Raw genomic sequence first — 17,466 nt, forward strand, 5'->3', positions numbered from 1 at the left:
TGTCACCTCATTTACAATATAGTCTTGGTCAAAATAAGATATGTGTGTGATAGATAAAGGGAAACATGTACAAGTTGATTTAGTAATAATGATTTAAATGTCTAGATAAGGGGATGGAGTATGATTGAATTGGAAATTAGGGTGGATCGTCTTAGGGAAGAAGAAATAGGCGATATTGTAGCATTATCTTCTTATATTGGTTGGGATTATAGCAGAGAAGAAATTGAAACGATTTTTAACGCAGGCATTGTATACGGCGTGTGGAATGAGAGAAAGAAACTTATTGCTAGCGCGGCAATAATATTATATGGGGAGAACGTAGCGTCTATCGGAATGGTGATTGTACATTCAGATTATAAGGGAAGAGGAATTGGAAAGGCGATAACGAATTCATGCATGAATAGCGTATCAGCTCGAACACCAATTATGCTTATTGCTACAGATGAAGGGAAGTATTTATACGAAAAGCTAGGATTTAGGGTGGTAAGCTATGTTTCTAAATACATATGTAACTCGTACAATACGAATTATAAATGTGCAAGAAATGAAGAATATATGATGGATTATGAAGAGGGTGATTTAGAAGAAATAATAAAAATAGATGAATATGCGTTTGGAACAAATAGAAAAGAGTTTTTAAAGAAAAGAATGATGCAAAGTGAACAGTGCACTGTTGTGAAGGATAAGGAACAAAATATACTAGGATATGGTTTGAGTATACAAACGCCGGAAAATAAAATATTAGGACCGGTAGTTGCTAAAAATGATGAGATGGCAATAAATATTGTTCATTATTTAGCAAAAGGGCATAATGGGAAATTAAGAATAGATGTACCAGAAGGAAAGAAAGATTTTATGAAAGAATTAGAGGTTACTGGTTTTAAAAAGGTGAATACACCACCAATTATGATGAAAAATAGTGATCAATTTTTGAAAAGAAATGGAGAACTATATAGTATTGCAGCGCAAATTTTTGGGTAAAAAAGAATCCTTCTGAATGAAGGATTCTTTTTTTATTAATCACGATATTGGTCGTGAGTTGGTTGGAAGAGGTCTTCCTCGATATCTCTCACCATAGAAAAATGATCAACGTTATAATGACCGTGTAAAATTTTATTGTGATGACCAATAATTTGCTCTGCAGACAATACGTTAGAATCAGTTGTGGAATGACCGTTTTTAATTAATGTAACGTCAAATCCTTGTACAGTTGCTGTCCTAACAGCTGTGTCAATACAATGTTCAGTTTTACATCCACCTATCACAATATGATTAATTTTTTCTTCTTTTAAAAGTTCAAGTAAAGAAGTGCCATAGAATGAATTCGTTGCTGCTTTATTAATAAGGATTGCAGACTGAGGTACTTGAATTTGATTATGTACTTCAAATCCCACGCCGCTACCAGAAGCAACATCGATATCTCTCACGAAAACAATAAGGGCATTTGAATCAATTGCTTTCTGTACAGCTGTATTTAGTGTAGCTAATAACTCAGTTTTACGAAAAACTTCATTTTCTTGCTCATTTCCATCAATTAATTCTTGTTGAGCATCGATAATTAATAGTGCTTGTTTCATCGTGTCTCCCCTTTAATATGAAATAAGTTCCACTGTACATATTCCTTCAGATTGTTAGGAAATCCTCCATTGCAAGCGAAGTAAACGATTGATTTACAAAGTTGTCAAAGAAATTTCATTCTCATAGTGTGTAAAAACATGTATGATAGGAAGTGGAGAATTTTTGAGTAGGTGGGAATATCATGCAAACAGTAGAAGATTATCTTTCATTCTTACATACGAAAGGATTTAAATTATCAGAGGAAGCACAAGGGTTTATTATGTTCGGGCAAGGATATACTGGTGCATCTGATGGAATTGTGAACGCAGCAATAGAAGCGACAATTAAACATCAATTACAGTTTGATGGCAGTTATTTTGTTGCGTTATTAGAACGATTGAAAGAAGAAGAAATTACAGATAAAAAAAGCGCTAAGGCTTTTATGCGGAAGTTACAAGCGTAACTTCACGCGGCCTGCGCTTCTTTTTTTATTTTGGAAGGTAGTTCAACAAAAATCATGCCTAGAAAAATACATAGACATCCGAAAATAGCAGACATAGAAAGTTGTTCGTTAGCAACGAGAACGCCTGTTAATGCAGCAAAAACGGGCTCCATTGCGAAAATAATTGCTACTCTCGTTGGGGAAGTATGTTTCTGAGCTGATGTTTGAATGAAAAAAGCAATGGATGTCGCAAATAAGGAAGTTAGAAATAGGGCGAATAAAAAGGAATGATTTGTCCATAGCGATACTGAAAATAATTTTTCCCAATCTTCAAACAAAAAAGCGCAAATAGAAGAAAATATACCTACAGCTAATACTTGAGATGTGCTTAGTAATAAAGGTGATATTTTCTTAGAAAAGAAACCGTTAATGAGAATATGGGCAGCGAATGCGATTGCGCAACCGAGAACAAGTATATCTCCTATATTTAATTGAAAAGAATCAGCAGCTGTTAATAAATATAAACCGGCTGTTGCCACAGTGATACCGAGTACGACGAAAATGGTAGCCTTTTGTTTTAAAAAGATAAAAGATAAGATTGGAACCATAACAATGCTTAGTCCTGTTAAGAAACCTGCTTTTGAAGAAGTTGTATAGAGTAAGCCGAATGTTTGTAATAAATAGCCAACGCATAAAAAGAATCCAACAATTAATCCGGCAAAACTACTCTGCTTTATATCTTGTTTCGAAGTTTTTTGTGAGAAAATCATTTGAACAAATAATAAAATAATTCCGGCGAATAAAAAGCGAAGGCCATTAAAAGTAAATGGACCAACGAAAGACATAGCATTTTGAACGACAACAAACGTAGCTCCCCAAATAAAAGAGACAAATAATAAAGCGAGAGGAGCAAGCCACTCTTTTTTCACACTCATACCCCCGTTAATTTTGTAAGATAGCTTTTCTAGCTAATTCATCAGCGACTTTATTTTGACTACTTGGAATCCACTTAATAAAAAAGAGATCGAAACTTTTTATGTACTGTAGTGCTTCCTCTAATAGTGGTGCAAACATTTTATTTTTTGCGTATTCTTTTTCAACAGCTCGCTCGACAAGTTGCGAATCTGTACGAAAAGAGACAATGTTATAATTATGCTCCGTGCAATACTTTAATGCTGCAAGTAAAGCATGATATTCCGCTTCATGATTGGACATTGTTCCAAGTGGTAATGATAATTGTACAGGTGGCTGTATGCCTTTAATAAATACTCCCGCACCAGAAGGACCAGGATTTCCTTTTGATGCACCATCAATATACACTTCAATCAAAATGAGAAACCTCCAAATTATAAGATTATCCCCTACTTAAATGTTTTTTTGAAGTAGGGGATAGAGTACTTATCCCGCGTTAACGGGCAGTAAGACACCCACCTCAAAACTCGGCTGAAACAATGAAGTTAGGTGGGTGATCAACTGCCCGTAAATGCCCGATTGGTGAAGGCTAATAATCAGTGGGGATGAATATCCCCCACTGATTAAAGTTTCACTTTATCCGATTGTGATGCTGTAACGGCATGTAAATGTTTCATTCGCTTGTAAAGATTGAATTCCTTTTTTTTCCTTGAAATCTTTTGCTGGATTTATTTCATCAGCGATTCCATACCAAGGTTCAATACATAAGAAAGGTGCGTTATCTCCTGGTGTCCATACGCCGACAAATGGAAATCCTGCAAATTCTACTTTTACAAATTTATTATGTTTATGAGAACGAATAGAAATTTCATTCGTATTCATATTTTCAAAAATAAGTGCATCATTTTTGAATAAATCGTATGTAAGTGGCAATTCATTCGTATTTTCAGCGATTAATTGTTTTTTACTTGAAAGATAAGGTCCTTCTAATACACTTGTTTCTAAGCGTTCAGAACCGTTAAATGATAGATGATAATCTGTAAATGATTCGCCGTCTAATAGTGGGAAGTTGAATCCAGGGTGCGCTCCGATTGAGAAGAACATCTCTTTTGAAGCAGGATTGTTTACTTCATATGTAACATGTATATTTTGTTCTTCTACCTCATAAGAAATGAGTAGTTCAAATTCGTAAGGATATTTTTTTAATGTTTCTTCATTACTAGTAACGATATAAGTGATTTTTGTTTCACTTTGTTCTTTTACAGAGAACGTAAGATCACGAGCGAAACCGTGTTGAGTTAAAGAATATGGTTTACCATCTACGTAGTATGTATTATCTACTAATCGGCCGACAATTGGGAATAAAATTGGTGCGCGACGTCCCCAATAAGTAGAATCACCTTGCCATAAATATTCTGTGTTATCTTCTTTTAAGCGAACGCTTTGCAATTCTGCACCTTTGTCAGAAATGGAAACGATTACTTTTTCATTTTGTATTGTTGCTGTCATGAAGTGAAACCTCCTAAATCTTTCATATGTTTCATTATACGTTGTCTAAAAGAAAAAAGGTAGTTGATGATAGGAATCTATTGACGAAAGAGTGTCTAATGCGTAGAATATAATCTTGTTGCTTAAAAAACGAATAACGTGGTTCGAAACCATCCCACGTAAAAAAACTAAGGAGATTTTGTCATGAATATAAGAACAATAGTCGGTAATGGTATTATAGCGGCATTATATATTGCTGTTTCTATACTTATTCAGCCATTTGGCTTTACAGGTGTACAGTTTCGTATTTCAGAGATGTTTAATCATCTCGTTGTATTTAATAAGAAAGCAAGTTACGGAATTGTATTAGGTGTATTTTTAACGAATCTCTTTTTCTCACCTATGGTCGCTTATGATTTAGTATTTGGAGTAGGGCAATCTATTCTTGCATTAGTTGCAACGATTATTTCTATGCGATTCATTAAAGGTGTTTGGGCTCGTATGATTTTTAATACAGTTATCTTTACGATTACAATGTTTATGATTGCAATTGAACTTCATCTTGCATTTGATTTACCATTTATGTGGACTTGGTTAACATGTGCAGCAGGTGAATTCGTAGTAATGGCGATTGGTATGCCTGTAATGTACTGGATTAATAAGCGAGTACAATTTGAAAGATTTATGTAATAGATGAAAGAGCTATTCCAATGGGATAGCTCTTTTTGTATGTGATTATATTGAATATAATACTGTGACTCTTGATAAAATATAATAAAATATAAATAAGAATTCTTATATAAGGGGAATTTAGCATGAAATATAAAATTCATTGGTTATATAAAACAAAACGCGGATTGCAGACGGAATTAACGACAGATTATATGAACATAGAAGAAGTACTTCAATTTGCGGAGGATTTTGAGAAAACAGGAAGAGCGAAAGAACTTTTATTTTACGATGAAATGGATGCAGAATGGTCATTAAAAGAAATGAAGAAGCTGAGTAAACAAGTGGAGGAAGAGATTCAAGAAATACATGTTTATTTTGATGGTGGGTATGATCTTCAGACGAAAGAAGCTGGAGTAGGTATATGTGTGTATTATAAAAAAGGAAATATAAACTACCGAATTCGCCGCAACGCATATATAGAAGGTATATATGATAATAATGAAGCCGAATATGCATCCTTATTATACGGTATAAATATACTCGAAGAATTAGGGATTAAGTATGAAGCAGTTACGCTTCGTGGAGACTCTCAAGTTGTACTGCAGCAATTGGCTGGAGAATGGCCTTGCTATGATGAGCATTTAAATCATTACTTAGATCAAATTGAACGAAAGGCGAAGCAAATGAAATTAAAGCTTGTATGTGAGCCAATATCTAGAAAACAAAATAAAGAAGCACATCAATTAGCAACGCAAGCATTAGAAGGGACAGTCATTGATAGTCATAAAGAAATAACCGAATAGAGAGGTGCAAAGGTGGATAAAAAGCAACTCATTACAGAGGTAAATGACTTATTAGAAACGTATTGTGAAGGATGTTTTTTACGAGAACATAATCGGAAAACGAATAGTAAATATTATGCCCATTCATTTTGTATTAGGCAATGTACAGTTGGAGAAACGTTGAAAAAATATGGAGAACAGTTGTCATAAAAAACATCCAGAGAAAACTCTCTGGATGTTTTTTTAGTGCTTCGCTTCATGTAATTGATGCTCGCACTTACTTAATTTTTTTTCCTCATTCATTAAAAATGGCTCATCTAAATCTGTTGCAACAGATTTCATAATCTCAAGTTGAGAGCGAGCTGCTTCTACTGCAGTAGTGGCATGCTCCAGTGTGTCTGGATCCATTGAAATTGTTGCAGAACCTACCATTTTTTGTGCTGTTTCTACACGGAATTTCACTTCTTCAAAATCATTTACTTCTGAACCCATTGTAATTGCCTCCTTTGTGAATTGCGCATTTCACATAGTTTTCGCTCTGTAAAACGGAAATATACAAAGGAATAACAAAGGAGGTTACCAAGTAAGGTAACCTCCTGTCATATGTTGGATTAAAGTTTTACTACGTTAGCAGCTTGAGGTCCACGGTTTCCTTCAGTGATATCGAAAGATACTTCTTGACCTTCTTCTAAAGCTTTGTAGCCGTCACCTTGAATAGCAGAGAAATGTACGAATACATCGTCAGCGCCGTCCATTTCGATAAATCCAAAACCTTTTTCGTTGTTAAACCATTTTACTTTTCCTTGCATGTTACAATTCCTCCTAAAAACATTTGCTTTTTTCATTTAGTGAAATTCATTTGAAAAGATAATATAAACTAAAAATGCTATAATCTTGAATATTCTGCTAAATGATTAATTTAAATATACACGAATTGGTAGAAATTAGTCAAGTAAGCGATTTTATTTTTTGTATTTTTAAATAATTTTCTGGTCAAATGTTCAAAAAGGTATAGGACAGGCTGGTTATGTAATATTCTTTATTGAATGCTATACATAATGAGGTGAAAGAATGAACGAGTCGTACTTATTAGATAATGAAGGAATGAGAATGAGAACGGATATACCGAATTGGGTTGCAAAAGAATTTCAAAATTTTTCAAGCGTCGTGTTAGATGCAACTTTCCCATGTTATTTCGGTTTAACAGCGTTGAAAAAGAATGAACTTCGTTATTCATTTCTTTCTCATAATGATTGGAGTCATTTGCCACATACAATGTTATCTTTTTTAGAGTTAATGAAAGAGCGACCGATTGTAAGAAGAGGCTTTTTTCTTTTTGTGGAACCGGAATGTGAAGAACAATCACTTGAATATTATCGTGATTACTTTTGGAAAGTACTACAGTATTTACATGAACACGATAATCAAACATGGCCGCAGCAAGTTCCTGAAGATCCAAATCATTATTTATGGGAATTTTCATTCGGTGGTGAACCGATATTTGCATTTGGGAATGCACCGGCTTATAAACAGAGAAAGACTAGGCATTTAGGAAATTCACTCGTTATTGGATTTCAGCCACGTACCATTTTCGATGGATTAGAAGGTGATCGTCCTAAAGGGGCGTATTCAAGACAAATGGTTCGTGAACGAGTTGAAAAGTGGGATCAGCTGCCGAAACATCCTAACATTAGTCATTACGGTGATCCTGACCATCGAGAATGGAAACAATATTTTATTGGAGACGATATTGAGCCAATAAAAGGGAAATGTCCTTTTCATCATAAGGTAGAGAAATAAGAGCCATCATCTAGATGGCTCTTTTGTATATTTTGGATAAAAAAGGGTATTTTATTATGAAAGCTAGTCTATTTTTAAAGGTTACATCATTACTTAATAGTAAAGGAAGTAGAAAGGATAGAGCGATGTTTGGAGCAATTATACAGCAAATTGTATTAGGTATTTCATTAGCGGCACCAGTAGGTCCAATTAATATTGAAATGTTAAAACGAGGAATTGAACGCGGGTTTTGGCATGCGTGGGTTGTTGGAATTGGTGGAATGACTGCAGATATTTTGTTTATGCTTCTCATTTATTTCGGTTTATCTTCTGTGTTTATGTATACATACGTACAAGCTTTTATGTACTGCACGGGGTTTTTCTTATTATTTTATTTAGGATTTCAAAGTGTAAAACAAGGAATTTCCCACTCGAATATGGAATATAAAAAAGAAGAGGTAGGTGGCCTTAAACAATCGTTTATGGCAGGATTTTTAATTGCTATATCCAATCCATTAAATCTTGTTTTTTGGTTTGGTATATATGGAAGCACACTTAGCTCATTGCTTACGAAGGTAACGAAACAAGAAGCTTTCTTGTACAGTCTATGCATTATTGTTGGTATTATTTTATGGAATTTAAATATTGCTTTTTCTGTACATTTTGGAAGGACTTTATTAAAACAGAAAGCACTTGGCTACATAACAGCCGGAGCAGGTATTATTTTAGTAGGATATTCTATCCATTTTGCATACAAAGCTTTACAGTTGTTCACATAAGATTGAAGGGGAGATTTTTATGTATCGAACCACTATTGACGGAAAAGAAATTATTATTACGTTAGCACCAAAAATCCGAAAAGAAATTACTGATAGGGATCCATTATATGAAGCGGTATTTAATACTGCAGCCAGATTGCTACAAACGAAACAACCAACGTTTGCAGTAAATCATGAAGTATTTGGACTCATTATTGGAGAGGTACAAAGGGGAGAAGTAACAGTGTTTGCAGTAGAACACATTATTCCGAAGCAAAATATATTTGGAACAAACAATTTTTTCTCGACAATAGAACAGCGGGCAAATTTGTAAAGTGAATAGAAAAGAAATAGTCGTAACGATACGTTGCGGCTGTTTTTTTTTGAAAAAGGGGAAGTAAGATGAAGAGAGTAGGGAAAGAGTTCTTTTTACAGCATGATATTGTTATTATGTATAGTATTTTATTTATTTTCATCATTATTTTAAAAATGCAATTTTTCAAATGGATCGGTATGTTAGCGTGTCTGTTTGGTATTGTTTTTTATACGCTTAACGAATATATGACCCATCGTTTTTTATTCCATTTAAAGCCGCCTAAAAACGTATTTTTATTAAAAATGTTAAGAAGATTACATTATGATCATCACGTATACCCAGATGATTTGAAACTTTTATTTTTGCCTGTATGGTTTAGTGTACCTAGCTTTACTATATATTTACTTATATCATATGGTATTACAAAAAGTGTTACCGTTACACTTTCATTTGGAATCGGAATGATTATCATGCTCCTTGTTTATGAATGGAAACGTTATATTGCACATAAGCCGATTCGTCCCGTCACTAAGTTTGGAAGGTGGCTAAAAAAACAGCATATATTACACCATTATAAAAACGAAAAGTTTTGGTTTGGTGTTTCAAATCCAGTATTCGATTTTATATTTGGAACGCTTAAAGATGGAAAAGACGTTGAATTAAGCATCACTTCTTTCTTAACGAGGAAAAAATGTGTACGGGTATTTGTTAGAATCGGGCTAATAATCGGTGTGGGGTGTACGAAACCCATACGGATTTAAGTTGCACTTTATTGTGAAAAAGTATATTAAAAATTTAGAGAAAATTGACGAAAAATGTCTACCGAAAAATCTTTGCAGGAATGTATGGATTGTCTAAAATGAAATTAAGTTTCTGAATATTTATAAAATTTAGTCTTTGTGTATACGAAGGGGAAGTGTATTTCGAGTTGGAGAGGGGAGTAGAGGATGAAACGAGATGATACGTCAGCACGTAAGTTGCAAAATGAAGTGAATTATACAGAGGTTGTTCAGTCAGAAGAATTTCAATTGTTATTAAATACGAAGAAGAAGTTTATCGTTCCAATGAGTATTTTCTTTTTCAGTTTTTTTATTGCGCTACCTATTTTAACATCGTATTCGAAAGTGCTTAATACACCAGCATTCGGTGATGTGACATGGGCATGGGTATTTGCTTTTGCGCAATTTATTATGACATGGTCATTATGTATGATTTATAGTAAGAAAGCTCAATCCTTTGATGAAATTTCGCGGAAAATTCTACAAGATATGCAAAAAGGGAGGAGTTGAATTTGAATACTACTGCGTTTGCACTATTTTTAATTATTGTTCTTGGTACGCTCGTCATAACCTATTTTGCATCGAAAAAAACGAAAAATGCGAGTGAGTTTTATACGGCTGGAGGGGGATTAACGGGTTGGCAAAATGGTCTGGCCATTGCTGGGGATTATATGTCTGCTGCGTCATTCCTCGGTATTGCTGGAGCGATAGCGTTAACTGGATTTGATGGATTTTTTTATAGTATTGGATTTTTAGTTGCGTATTTAGTTGTATTATACCTAGTTGCAGAACCGCTTAGAAATTTAGGGAAGTACACATTGGCAGATATGATTGCAGCGCGTTTTGATGCGAAAAAAGTTCGCGGTATTGCTGCCCTGAATACGATGACAATTTCAATTTTTTATATGATTGCCCAATTAGTCGGTGCGGGTGCACTTATTAAATTATTATTAGGAATAGAATATACGACAGCAGTTTTAATCGTTGGCACATTAATGACAGTGTACGTTATTTTTGGTGGTATGACTGCTACGAGTTGGGTACAAATTGTTAAGGCTGTATTACTAATGGCTGGTACATTTATTATTTCTGTTATCGTTTTTGCAAAATTTAATTTTAGTGTGACTGAAATGTTTGCTCAAATGAAAACAGCTACACCATTAAAAGATTCGTTTTTAAATCCAGGAGTAAAGTATAAAGATGGTCTTGATACACTGTCTTTAAATTTAGGACTAGTCCTTGGTACAGCTGGATTACCACATATTCTTGTGCGCTTTTTTACAGTGCGAGATGCAAAAACGGCACGTCAATCTGTTGTGTATGCGACATGGTTAATTGGCGCATTTTATATTATGACAATTTTCTTAGGGTTTGGAGCAGCAGCGTTTGTAGGAAATGAGGCAATTATTAAAGCAAATCCAGCTGGTAATATGGCAGCACCTTTATTAGCTAAAGCATTAGGCGGGGACTTCTTATTTGCATTCGTATCAGCCATTGCCTTTGCAACCATTTTAGCTGTAGTAGCAGGACTTGTATTAACAGCAGCATCAGCATTTGCGCATGATTTTTATAACGAGATTATCCGTAAAGGAAAGTCTACGGAAAAAGAGCAAGTGTCCATGGCTCGTTATGCTTCGATTGGAGTAGCTGTAGTATCTATTATACTTGCGTTATTTGCGCAAACCTTAAACGTAGCATTTTTAGTTTCATTAGCATTTGCAGTCGCGGCTAGTGCAAACTTACCAGTTATATTATTTACAATCTATTGGAAGCGTTTTAATACAACGGGTGCCATTTCTGGTATGGTCGTTGGACTCGTATCATCAATTGTTCTTGTAGCGTTAAGTCCAAACGTCTGGAACCCTGTAGCTGGAAAAGCTATTTTTGTTGGAGAAGCCTTATTCCCATATACGACACCTGGCATTATTTCGATTCCGCTTGGTTTCCTAGCAGCATATTTAGGAACTATTTTCTCTAGTAAGAAAGAAGATGTAGCGAAGTTTGATGAAATTCTTGTGAAATCGAATACTGGTCATGGTATTAGCGACGCATCTTCACATTAAAAAAGAGGAGCTTTTCGTATTAAAAGAAAAGCTCTTTTTCTTTTGTCATTTTCTTATAAAGTGAAACTTTAATCAGTGGGGGGCATGCTCACTGATTATTAGCCCGCACCAATCGGGCTTTTACGGGCAGTTAATCTCCCACCTAACTTCTTTGCTCCAGCTGAATTTTGGGGTGGGTGTGTTACTGCCCGTTAATGCGGGATAAATATTACTGTGTTGTAAGTAGGATTTGTCATAATTTTGTGGAATGAAAATAAGCAGGGAGAAATTTAAATCATCATGGCACCAGCGCAGCTTTTGTGAAAAATAAGTTGTTATGGAAGGTGGAAGAAATGATGAAAACGAAACAAACTGACGAATTATTAGCAAAAGATGAGCAATATGTTTGGCACGGCATGCGTCCCTTTAGTCCAAGTAGTACAATGGTAGGGGCAAAAGCAGAAGGGTGCTGGGTTGAAGATATACATGGAAAAAGATATTTAGATGGTATGAGTGGTCTTTGGTGTGTGAATAGTGGGTACGGAAGAAAAGAACTCGCAGAAGCGGCTTATGAACAATTACAAACATTATCGTACTTTCCGATGTCGCAATCACATGAGCCAGCAATAAAGCTTGCTGAAAAGTTAAATGAGTGGCTTGGAGGAGAATATGTTATTTTCTTCTCAAATAGTGGGTCAGAAGCGAATGAAACAGCTTTTAAAATAGCAAGGCAATACTATGCACATAAAGGTGAACCACATCGTTATAAATTTATGTCACGTTACCGAGGATATCATGGAAATACAATGGCGACAATGGCAGCGACGGGACAAGCGCAGCGTAGATATCAATATGAGCCTTTTGCCTCAGGATTTTTACACGTAACACCGCCAGATTGTTATCGTATGCCAGAAATGGAATCACAAAATATTTATGATGTAGAGTGTGTGAAAGAAGTAGATCGTGTTATGACATGGGAATTAAGTGAAACGATAGCCGCATTTATTATGGAGCCGATCATTACAGGCGGAGGTATTTTAATGCCACCACAAGACTATATGAAAGCTGTTCATGAAACATGTCAAAAACACGGTGCGCTACTCATTAGTGATGAAGTGATTTGTGGTTTCGGGCGTACAGGAAAAGCATTTGGATTTATGAACTATGATGTTAAGCCTGATATCGTTACGATGGCGAAAGGTATTACGAGTGCATACTTACCATTATCAGCAACAGCTGTGAAAAAAGAAATTTATGAAGCATTTAAAGGAACTGGGGAATATGAATTTTTCCGCCATATTAATACATTTGGTGGAAACCCGGCGGCTTGTGCATTAGCACTTAAAAACTTAGAGATTATGGAAAATGAAGATTTAATTGGACGCTCTGCACAAATGGGCTCACTTTTATTAGAGCAATTAAAAGAAGAAATCGGGGAACATCCGCTAGTTGGAAATATTAGAGGGAAAGGTCTATTAGTAGGAATTGAACTAGTAAATGATAAAGAGACGAAAGAACCAATTGATAACGACAAAATCGCGACTGTTGTAAATGCTTGTAAAGAAAAAGGTTTAATTATAGGACGAAACGGTATGACAACAGCAGGGTATAATAATGTTTTAACATTAGCGCCGCCTCTTGTTATTTCAAGTGAAGAAATTGCTTTCGTTGTTGGTACGTTGAAGACAGCGATGGAGCGTATTTAATCAAATAAAAGAACAAAAGTGAGCTGTAATATAAGGCTCGCTTTTGTTTATTACGTGAAATATGGTAGTTTTTTAAAGGGAGGGGATATGAATGGAGAAATATGATCCTAGTCAACATTATCACATCGGATATTATGAAGATGGATATGATTTAGAAGTGACAGCGTACAAAAGAATAAAGGAACCAGTTTGGGATGCTTATATTCCGCACTATGAGGTAGACGATTTTTATAAGAAAGTGGAGGAAATGAAGCTAGGTGAATATATCGATGACTATGGCATTAAAGTATATTCATTTCGTGATAATATTGATGATGAAGAAGCAAGGACTATTTTTGAAAAATGGTTAAAGACGAATGAGATTGTTTAAAGAGAAAATGAAAAAGGAGATTACTATTTTATAAAATAGTAATCTCCTTTTATTATAGTAAACTTATTTACTTGCTTTCATTGCTTTATCTTTGGCACCAAAAGTGTATTTTAACATTGGTGGTGTAATCATTGTAGTTAAAATAACGACAATAACGATAGCTGTAAAGTAATCTTGTGCTAATAGTCCAGAAGAAAGACCTGTTCCTGCGATGATAAGTGCAACTTCACCACGTGAAACCATTCCAGCACCGATAATTGCAGAAGACTTTGCATCAAATCCAGTCATGCGTGCACCAAATCCACAACCGATTAGTTTTGTGAAGACAGCGATAACTGTTAATGCTAAGATGAACCAAATTTGATTACCAATACCATCAAATGTAATATTCATACCGATACTAACAAAGAATACTGGAACGAACATTGCGTAAGCAATCGGTTCTACTTTCTTTTCTACTTCATGTTTGTAGTTCGTTTGAGAAATTGCGATACCAGCTGCGAAAGCACCGATAATACCAGCAATTCCTAATAATTCGCCGAAATATGCGAATGAGAAACAGATAATAAGAGCCGCGCTCACGATAGACTCAGATACGCGTAGTGGTGATAACCAACGCATAATCGCTGGAACACCTTTCCATCCGATTAAAATAATAGAAGCGAAGAATACGACCTTCTTCAAGATAACCATTGTTAAGTTAACATCGTCTGTACCTAAGAAGCTCATTGCGAATGCTAATAAAATAACAACAAGAATGTCATCAAATACAGCTGCTCCAAGCATCGTTGTACTTTCACGTGTTTTCATCTTACCTAAATCGCGAAGTGTTTGAACGGAAATACTAACACTTGTCGCACATAGAAGTAATCCTAAAAATACAGCGTTCCCTTGTTCCATTCCCATAACAAGACCGGAAACATAACCACCTACGAATGGAAGAATGATACCTCCGAGTGCAACTGCTAAAGAAGAGTTACGATTTGCATTTAATTCTTCTAAGTCTGTTTCAAGTCCAGCCATAAACATTAAAAGAATAACACCAACATTACTTAATTGTGTTAGAAGTTCTGAGTTTTCAATCCAACCAAATACGGCTGGACCGATAACGATACCGACAATTAATTTACCGAGTACAGAAGGTTGACCTAATCTAACACTAAGGTCACCAGCAAGCTTTGTACTTAATAAAATAAGTGCAATTTGAAAGAAAAATTCGAATTCCATTTGATCCTCTCCTTATCACTTTGTATTTTTATTAAACGATTTCTCGGAATTTGCCTAATGAAAATATGTAAAAACCATTAAATAAAGGGTCTGATTACAAGTTCTTTTGAACTTGTAATTTGAACCTGTAATCAATATATAATAAAATTTATAAAAAATCAATGAAAAAATAGCAGATTTTCATGATGAGATTCGATTTAGGTATAGAGGGAATCAATATATAATAAGAAGAAATAAGGAAACATTTTTAATGAATTGGAGAATGGAATATGTTAATAAACAAACGCTTTACAATTGGAGAAATGGCAAAAATGCATAATATCGCAGAATCTACATTAAGGTATTATGATGAAAAAGGAATTTTTCACCCGTCTATTGTCGATCCGCAAACGAATTATCGTTATTACACAATTGATCAGTTTTCACTGTTAGATACGATTAAATTTTTACGACAGTTAAATATTCCGTTAAAGGAAATTAAGAAATATATTGATGAGCGGAACCCATCTTATGCGCTTAATTTACTTGAAAAGCAACAAGAAATGATGTTAAAGAAGCAAAGAGAAATTGAGTATGCTTTAGCAAAAATGGAACATAGAATTTATGTAATTAAGGAAGCGACGAAAGTAAAAGCTGAAAAAATCATAGTTAAAGAAATCCCGCAGCGAAAGATTACAGCGATTGCGGTTGCACCAAATACAACAGATGATATGTTTGAGTATTATATCCATTCGTTGCAGAAGAATATGAAACAAATAGATAATAGCTTATTCTCTGGAGATATCGGTGTAACGGTTGCCAAAAAAGCATTAATTCAAAATGAATTTCAATCATACAATAGTGTTTTTATTCTTTTGGATTATATGCCTTTTCAAGTACATAGTTCAGATGAAATTAAAGCAGGTATATTTGCGTGTGCTTATCATCATGGACCATATGAAGAAACAGATGAAACATACAAGGAGTTAATGAAATACATCTCTCAAGAGGGATATGAAGTGAGCGGAGATTCGATTGAGATTGCATTAATTGATTGGTCTGTAACAGAAAATCCAGAGGAGCAAGTAACGGAAATTCAAATCCCTATAATGAAAAAACAATGAAATAAGGTGTAAGACTCGTACTAATTACAAATCGGCATCAATGACGATAATTAAGTTACCTATTTTTAAATTCTCTCTTGACCTTCAAGTTACTTGAAGGTTTAAACTGTGAACAGAGCGTTGAAAAAAGGAGCATATTAGTATGGAAGCAACAGAAAAATTAAGAGAAAAACCGATAAAAAGTTTATTTATTTCATATTTAATACCAGCAGTTCTCGGAATGGTATTAATGTCAGTTAATATTGTGATTGACGCGGTCATGATTAGTAGGGGAGTTGGAGCGAACGGTTTAGCGGGAGTAAACGTCGCTATTCCAGCATTTTCGATTTTCTTCTCCATTTCATTATGGATTGGAATGGGCGGAGCAACATTATATTCGATTGCACTAGGCGAAAATAAACTTGAAAGAGCAAGGTCTATTTTTACGCAATCTATGACTGTAGCAGTTATTATCGTAGGCGTTTTAGCGGCTATTTGCGTATGGAGAATAGAAGATTTAGCATACTTATTCGGTGCAAATGAAGTGATTTTACCGTATGCGTTAGACTATTTACACGTGTTATTAACATTTGGAATGATATACGTGTTAGAAAATATTTTAAGTACATTTATACGAAATGATGGAAATCCTAATTTAGCAATGGCAGGTCTTGTTGTAACGGCTGTATTAAACATAGTGTTTGACTATATCTTTATTTTCATCTTTGGATGGGGTGTAACAGGTGCTGCTTCAGCGACTATTCTTTCGGCAGCAATTGGTTTCCTTGTATTATTAACTCACTTCTTTAGAAAGAGTAGTATTTTAAAGTGGACGAAATTCCATTTTGAATGGGATACAGTTAAACAAATAATGGTGATTGGTTTCCCAAGTTTTACAGCAGAAAGTACAGTAGCAATCGTAACGATTGGTTTTAACATCGCATTCGTTCAATATGCAGGAGAAGTAGGAGTCGCTTCCTATGCAATGGTGAATAGCATTCATGCGATGGCATTACTATTATTCTTTGGTGTTGGAGCAGCATTACAACCAATCGCAAGTTTTCATTACGGTGCAAATTTATCAGAAAGATTGCGTGAAGGATTACAGTTTGCTGTGAAGATTGCGGTTGTACTCGGAGGCATTGCGATAATTGTCGGATTATTCTTCGGGAAATATATCATTGGTCTATTTGATGTCCAATCGCCAGAACTATTGAAGTTAACGTTAACAGGTATTAGCTTGTTCTTTATCCAATACGTATTTTTAGGCTACAACATTGTGTATGGAGAGTACTTCCAATCAGTGCGACAAACGAAGAAATCAGTACTTATTATAATGAGCCGAGGGTTACTATTTATTATTCCGTTGTTATGGATTATGCCAAAGTTATTTGGAATAAACGGAATTTGGCTCGTTATGCCGGTTGCGGAAGTATTGACAGCAATTATCGTATTTACGATGAATCGTATGAAACATCCTGTTCCGTTACATATAGCAGGAAAGAAAGAAGCAATATAATGAAGAAAATCCCCTTGAGCAAGTAAGGGGATTTT

At 34.9% G+C, this 17,466-nt stretch carries 22 protein-coding genes and 1 riboswitch; of the genes, 15 read left to right on the plus strand and 7 right to left on the minus strand.

The features are described from left to right. Window positions 1–120 precede the first annotated feature (120 nt). Window positions 121–981, plus strand: coding sequence for a GNAT family N-acetyltransferase (locus F0362_RS08155; RefSeq protein ID WP_000571006.1), 861 nt, complete (start codon window positions 121–123; stop codon window positions 979–981). Window positions 982–1,016: 35 nt separating this feature from the next. Here F0362_RS08155 and F0362_RS08160 read toward each other — a convergent pair whose 3' ends face one another. Continuing rightward, entirely contained in the window at window positions 1,017–1,577 is a 561-nt protein-coding gene (locus F0362_RS08160) for a cysteine hydrolase family protein (RefSeq protein ID WP_000806314.1), read from the minus strand. A 182-nt stretch (window positions 1,578–1,759) separates the two neighbouring features. Here F0362_RS08160 and F0362_RS08165 point away from each other — a divergent pair, with 182 nt between their 5' ends. Further along, window positions 1,760–2,020, plus strand: a complete 261-nt coding sequence (locus tag F0362_RS08165; protein WP_001195212.1) for a DUF6123 family protein — start codon at window positions 1,760–1,762, stop codon at window positions 2,018–2,020. A gap of 2 nt (window positions 2,021–2,022) precedes the next feature. Here the strand turns inward: F0362_RS08165 and F0362_RS08170 are convergent, their stop codons facing one another. From F0362_RS08170 to F0362_RS08180, 3 genes are all read right to left on the minus strand, one after another. Continuing rightward, on the minus strand, window positions 2,023–2,928 hold the full coding sequence (locus F0362_RS08170) for a DMT family transporter (RefSeq protein ID WP_000712625.1): 906 nt from the start codon (window positions 2,926–2,928) through the stop codon (window positions 2,023–2,025). A 13-nt stretch (window positions 2,929–2,941) separates the two neighbouring features. Then, a complete protein-coding gene (locus tag F0362_RS08175; protein WP_000573867.1) occupies window positions 2,942–3,328 on the minus strand; it encodes a reverse transcriptase-like protein in 387 nt (128 codons plus the stop codon). Between the two features lie 219 nt (window positions 3,329–3,547). Next, window positions 3,548–4,420: an aldose 1-epimerase family protein gene (locus F0362_RS08180; RefSeq protein ID WP_000127408.1), complete on the minus strand. Its 873-nt coding sequence runs from the start codon at window positions 4,418–4,420 to the stop codon at window positions 3,548–3,550. Window positions 4,421–4,552: 132 nt separating this feature from the next. Then, a riboswitch (PreQ1 riboswitch) is annotated at window positions 4,553–4,597 on the plus strand. Between the two features lie 6 nt (window positions 4,598–4,603). Between F0362_RS08180 and F0362_RS08185 the strand changes: the two genes are divergently transcribed. The 3 genes from F0362_RS08185 (at window position 4,604) to F0362_RS08195 (ending at window position 6,063) form a co-directional block, all read left to right on the plus strand. Continuing rightward, window positions 4,604–5,089, plus strand: coding sequence for a QueT transporter family protein (locus F0362_RS08185; RefSeq protein ID WP_001026462.1), 486 nt, complete (start codon window positions 4,604–4,606; stop codon window positions 5,087–5,089). Between the two features lie 125 nt (window positions 5,090–5,214). Next, on the plus strand, window positions 5,215–5,874 hold the full coding sequence (locus F0362_RS08190) for a ribonuclease H family protein (protein ID WP_000875536.1): 660 nt from the start codon (window positions 5,215–5,217) through the stop codon (window positions 5,872–5,874). 12 nt (window positions 5,875–5,886) lie between these two features. Next, complete coding sequence (locus F0362_RS08195) at window positions 5,887–6,063, plus strand: zinc-finger domain-containing protein (protein ID WP_000358801.1); 177 nt, start codon at window positions 5,887–5,889, stop codon at window positions 6,061–6,063. A gap of 33 nt (window positions 6,064–6,096) precedes the next feature. On the opposite strand, the gene F0362_RS08200 is transcribed toward F0362_RS08195, so the two are convergent. After that, window positions 6,097–6,345, minus strand: coding sequence for a DUF2564 family protein (locus F0362_RS08200; protein WP_000534393.1), 249 nt, complete (start codon window positions 6,343–6,345; stop codon window positions 6,097–6,099). Between the two features lie 119 nt (window positions 6,346–6,464). Further along, window positions 6,465–6,662 (minus strand): cold shock-like protein CspB, encoded by a 198-nt coding sequence (gene cspB, locus F0362_RS08205; RefSeq protein ID WP_001161728.1) that lies wholly within the window; start codon window positions 6,660–6,662, stop codon window positions 6,465–6,467. Window positions 6,663–6,924: 262 nt separating this feature from the next. On the opposite strand from cspB, the gene F0362_RS08210 reads away from it, so the two are divergent. The 8 genes from F0362_RS08210 (at window position 6,925) to F0362_RS08250 (ending at window position 13,603) form a co-directional block, all read left to right on the plus strand. Further along, window positions 6,925–7,653 carry a YqcI/YcgG family protein gene (locus F0362_RS08210; protein ID WP_001005936.1) on the plus strand — a complete coding sequence of 243 codons (729 nt, stop codon included), beginning with the start codon at window positions 6,925–6,927 and terminating at the stop codon, window positions 7,651–7,653. Window positions 7,654–7,778: 125 nt separating this feature from the next. Further along, window positions 7,779–8,411, plus strand: a complete 633-nt coding sequence (locus tag F0362_RS08215; RefSeq protein ID WP_000466560.1) for a LysE family transporter — start codon at window positions 7,779–7,781, stop codon at window positions 8,409–8,411. A 19-nt stretch (window positions 8,412–8,430) separates the two neighbouring features. Further along, window positions 8,431–8,724 carry a hypothetical protein gene (locus tag F0362_RS08220; protein WP_000286358.1) on the plus strand — a complete coding sequence of 98 codons (294 nt, stop codon included), beginning with the start codon at window positions 8,431–8,433 and terminating at the stop codon, window positions 8,722–8,724. A gap of 68 nt (window positions 8,725–8,792) precedes the next feature. After that, window positions 8,793–9,467 (plus strand): sterol desaturase family protein, encoded by a 675-nt coding sequence (locus F0362_RS08225; protein WP_000832137.1) that lies wholly within the window; start codon window positions 8,793–8,795, stop codon window positions 9,465–9,467. A 186-nt stretch (window positions 9,468–9,653) separates the two neighbouring features. Further along, window positions 9,654–9,995, plus strand: a complete 342-nt coding sequence (locus F0362_RS08230) for a DUF485 domain-containing protein (RefSeq protein WP_000817371.1) — start codon at window positions 9,654–9,656, stop codon at window positions 9,993–9,995. Between the two features lie 2 nt (window positions 9,996–9,997). Beyond that, a complete protein-coding gene (locus tag F0362_RS08235) occupies window positions 9,998–11,548 on the plus strand; it encodes a solute symporter family protein (RefSeq protein ID WP_001098229.1) in 1,551 nt (516 codons plus the stop codon). A gap of 335 nt (window positions 11,549–11,883) precedes the next feature. Next, entirely contained in the window at window positions 11,884–13,233 is a 1,350-nt protein-coding gene (locus F0362_RS08245; RefSeq protein WP_000850992.1) for an aspartate aminotransferase family protein, read from the plus strand. A 91-nt stretch (window positions 13,234–13,324) separates the two neighbouring features. Beyond that, window positions 13,325–13,603, plus strand: a complete 279-nt coding sequence (locus F0362_RS08250; RefSeq protein WP_000417075.1) for a DUF3986 family protein — start codon at window positions 13,325–13,327, stop codon at window positions 13,601–13,603. A 63-nt stretch (window positions 13,604–13,666) separates the two neighbouring features. Here F0362_RS08250 and F0362_RS08255 read toward each other — a convergent pair whose 3' ends face one another. After that, window positions 13,667–14,830 carry a cation:proton antiporter gene (locus tag F0362_RS08255; RefSeq protein WP_000393883.1) on the minus strand — a complete coding sequence of 388 codons (1,164 nt, stop codon included), beginning with the start codon at window positions 14,828–14,830 and terminating at the stop codon, window positions 13,667–13,669. Between the two features lie 269 nt (window positions 14,831–15,099). On the opposite strand from F0362_RS08255, the gene F0362_RS08260 reads away from it, so the two are divergent. After that, a complete protein-coding gene (locus F0362_RS08260; RefSeq protein ID WP_000906738.1) occupies window positions 15,100–15,933 on the plus strand; it encodes a MerR family transcriptional regulator in 834 nt (277 codons plus the stop codon). Window positions 15,934–16,075: 142 nt separating this feature from the next. Beyond that, window positions 16,076–17,431 carry an MATE family efflux transporter gene (locus F0362_RS08265; protein ID WP_000388385.1) on the plus strand — a complete coding sequence of 452 codons (1,356 nt, stop codon included), beginning with the start codon at window positions 16,076–16,078 and terminating at the stop codon, window positions 17,429–17,431. Window positions 17,432–17,466 lie beyond the last annotated feature (35 nt).

This window comes from Bacillus sp. BS98, assembly GCF_008432245.1.
GTDB lineage: Bacteria > Bacillota > Bacilli > Bacillales > Bacillaceae_G > Bacillus_A > Bacillus_A toyonensis.

What these genes read in the sequence shown, in the direction of transcription:
- F0362_RS08155 (WP_000571006.1), top strand. Translation starts at nt 121, where the DNA reads ATGATTGAATTGGAAATTAGGGTGGATCGTCTTAGGGAAGAAGAAATA.
- F0362_RS08160 (WP_000806314.1), bottom strand. Translation starts at nt 1,577, where the DNA reads ATGAAACAAGCACTATTAATTATCGATGCTCAACAAGAATTAATTGAT.
- F0362_RS08165 (WP_001195212.1), top strand. Translation starts at nt 1,760, where the DNA reads ATGCAAACAGTAGAAGATTATCTTTCATTCTTACATACGAAAGGATTT.
- F0362_RS08180 (WP_000127408.1), bottom strand. Translation starts at nt 4,420, where the DNA reads ATGACAGCAACAATACAAAATGAAAAAGTAATCGTTTCCATTTCTGAC.
- F0362_RS08185 (WP_001026462.1), top strand. Translation starts at nt 4,604, where the DNA reads ATGAATATAAGAACAATAGTCGGTAATGGTATTATAGCGGCATTATAT.
- F0362_RS08190 (WP_000875536.1), top strand. Translation starts at nt 5,215, where the DNA reads ATGAAATATAAAATTCATTGGTTATATAAAACAAAACGCGGATTGCAG.
- F0362_RS08200 (WP_000534393.1), bottom strand. Translation starts at nt 6,345, where the DNA reads ATGGGTTCAGAAGTAAATGATTTTGAAGAAGTGAAATTCCGTGTAGAA.
- cspB (WP_001161728.1), bottom strand. Translation starts at nt 6,662, where the DNA reads ATGCAAGGAAAAGTAAAATGGTTTAACAACGAAAAAGGTTTTGGATTT.
- F0362_RS08210 (WP_001005936.1), top strand. Translation starts at nt 6,925, where the DNA reads ATGAACGAGTCGTACTTATTAGATAATGAAGGAATGAGAATGAGAACG.
- F0362_RS08215 (WP_000466560.1), top strand. Translation starts at nt 7,779, where the DNA reads ATGTTTGGAGCAATTATACAGCAAATTGTATTAGGTATTTCATTAGCG.
- F0362_RS08220 (WP_000286358.1), top strand. Translation starts at nt 8,431, where the DNA reads ATGTATCGAACCACTATTGACGGAAAAGAAATTATTATTACGTTAGCA.
- F0362_RS08225 (WP_000832137.1), top strand. Translation starts at nt 8,793, where the DNA reads ATGAAGAGAGTAGGGAAAGAGTTCTTTTTACAGCATGATATTGTTATT.
- F0362_RS08230 (WP_000817371.1), top strand. Translation starts at nt 9,654, where the DNA reads ATGAAACGAGATGATACGTCAGCACGTAAGTTGCAAAATGAAGTGAAT.
- F0362_RS08245 (WP_000850992.1), top strand. Translation starts at nt 11,884, where the DNA reads ATGAAAACGAAACAAACTGACGAATTATTAGCAAAAGATGAGCAATAT.
- F0362_RS08250 (WP_000417075.1), top strand. Translation starts at nt 13,325, where the DNA reads ATGGAGAAATATGATCCTAGTCAACATTATCACATCGGATATTATGAA.
- F0362_RS08255 (WP_000393883.1), bottom strand. Translation starts at nt 14,830, where the DNA reads ATGGAATTCGAATTTTTCTTTCAAATTGCACTTATTTTATTAAGTACA.
- F0362_RS08260 (WP_000906738.1), top strand. Translation starts at nt 15,100, where the DNA reads ATGTTAATAAACAAACGCTTTACAATTGGAGAAATGGCAAAAATGCAT.
- F0362_RS08265 (WP_000388385.1), top strand. Translation starts at nt 16,076, where the DNA reads ATGGAAGCAACAGAAAAATTAAGAGAAAAACCGATAAAAAGTTTATTT.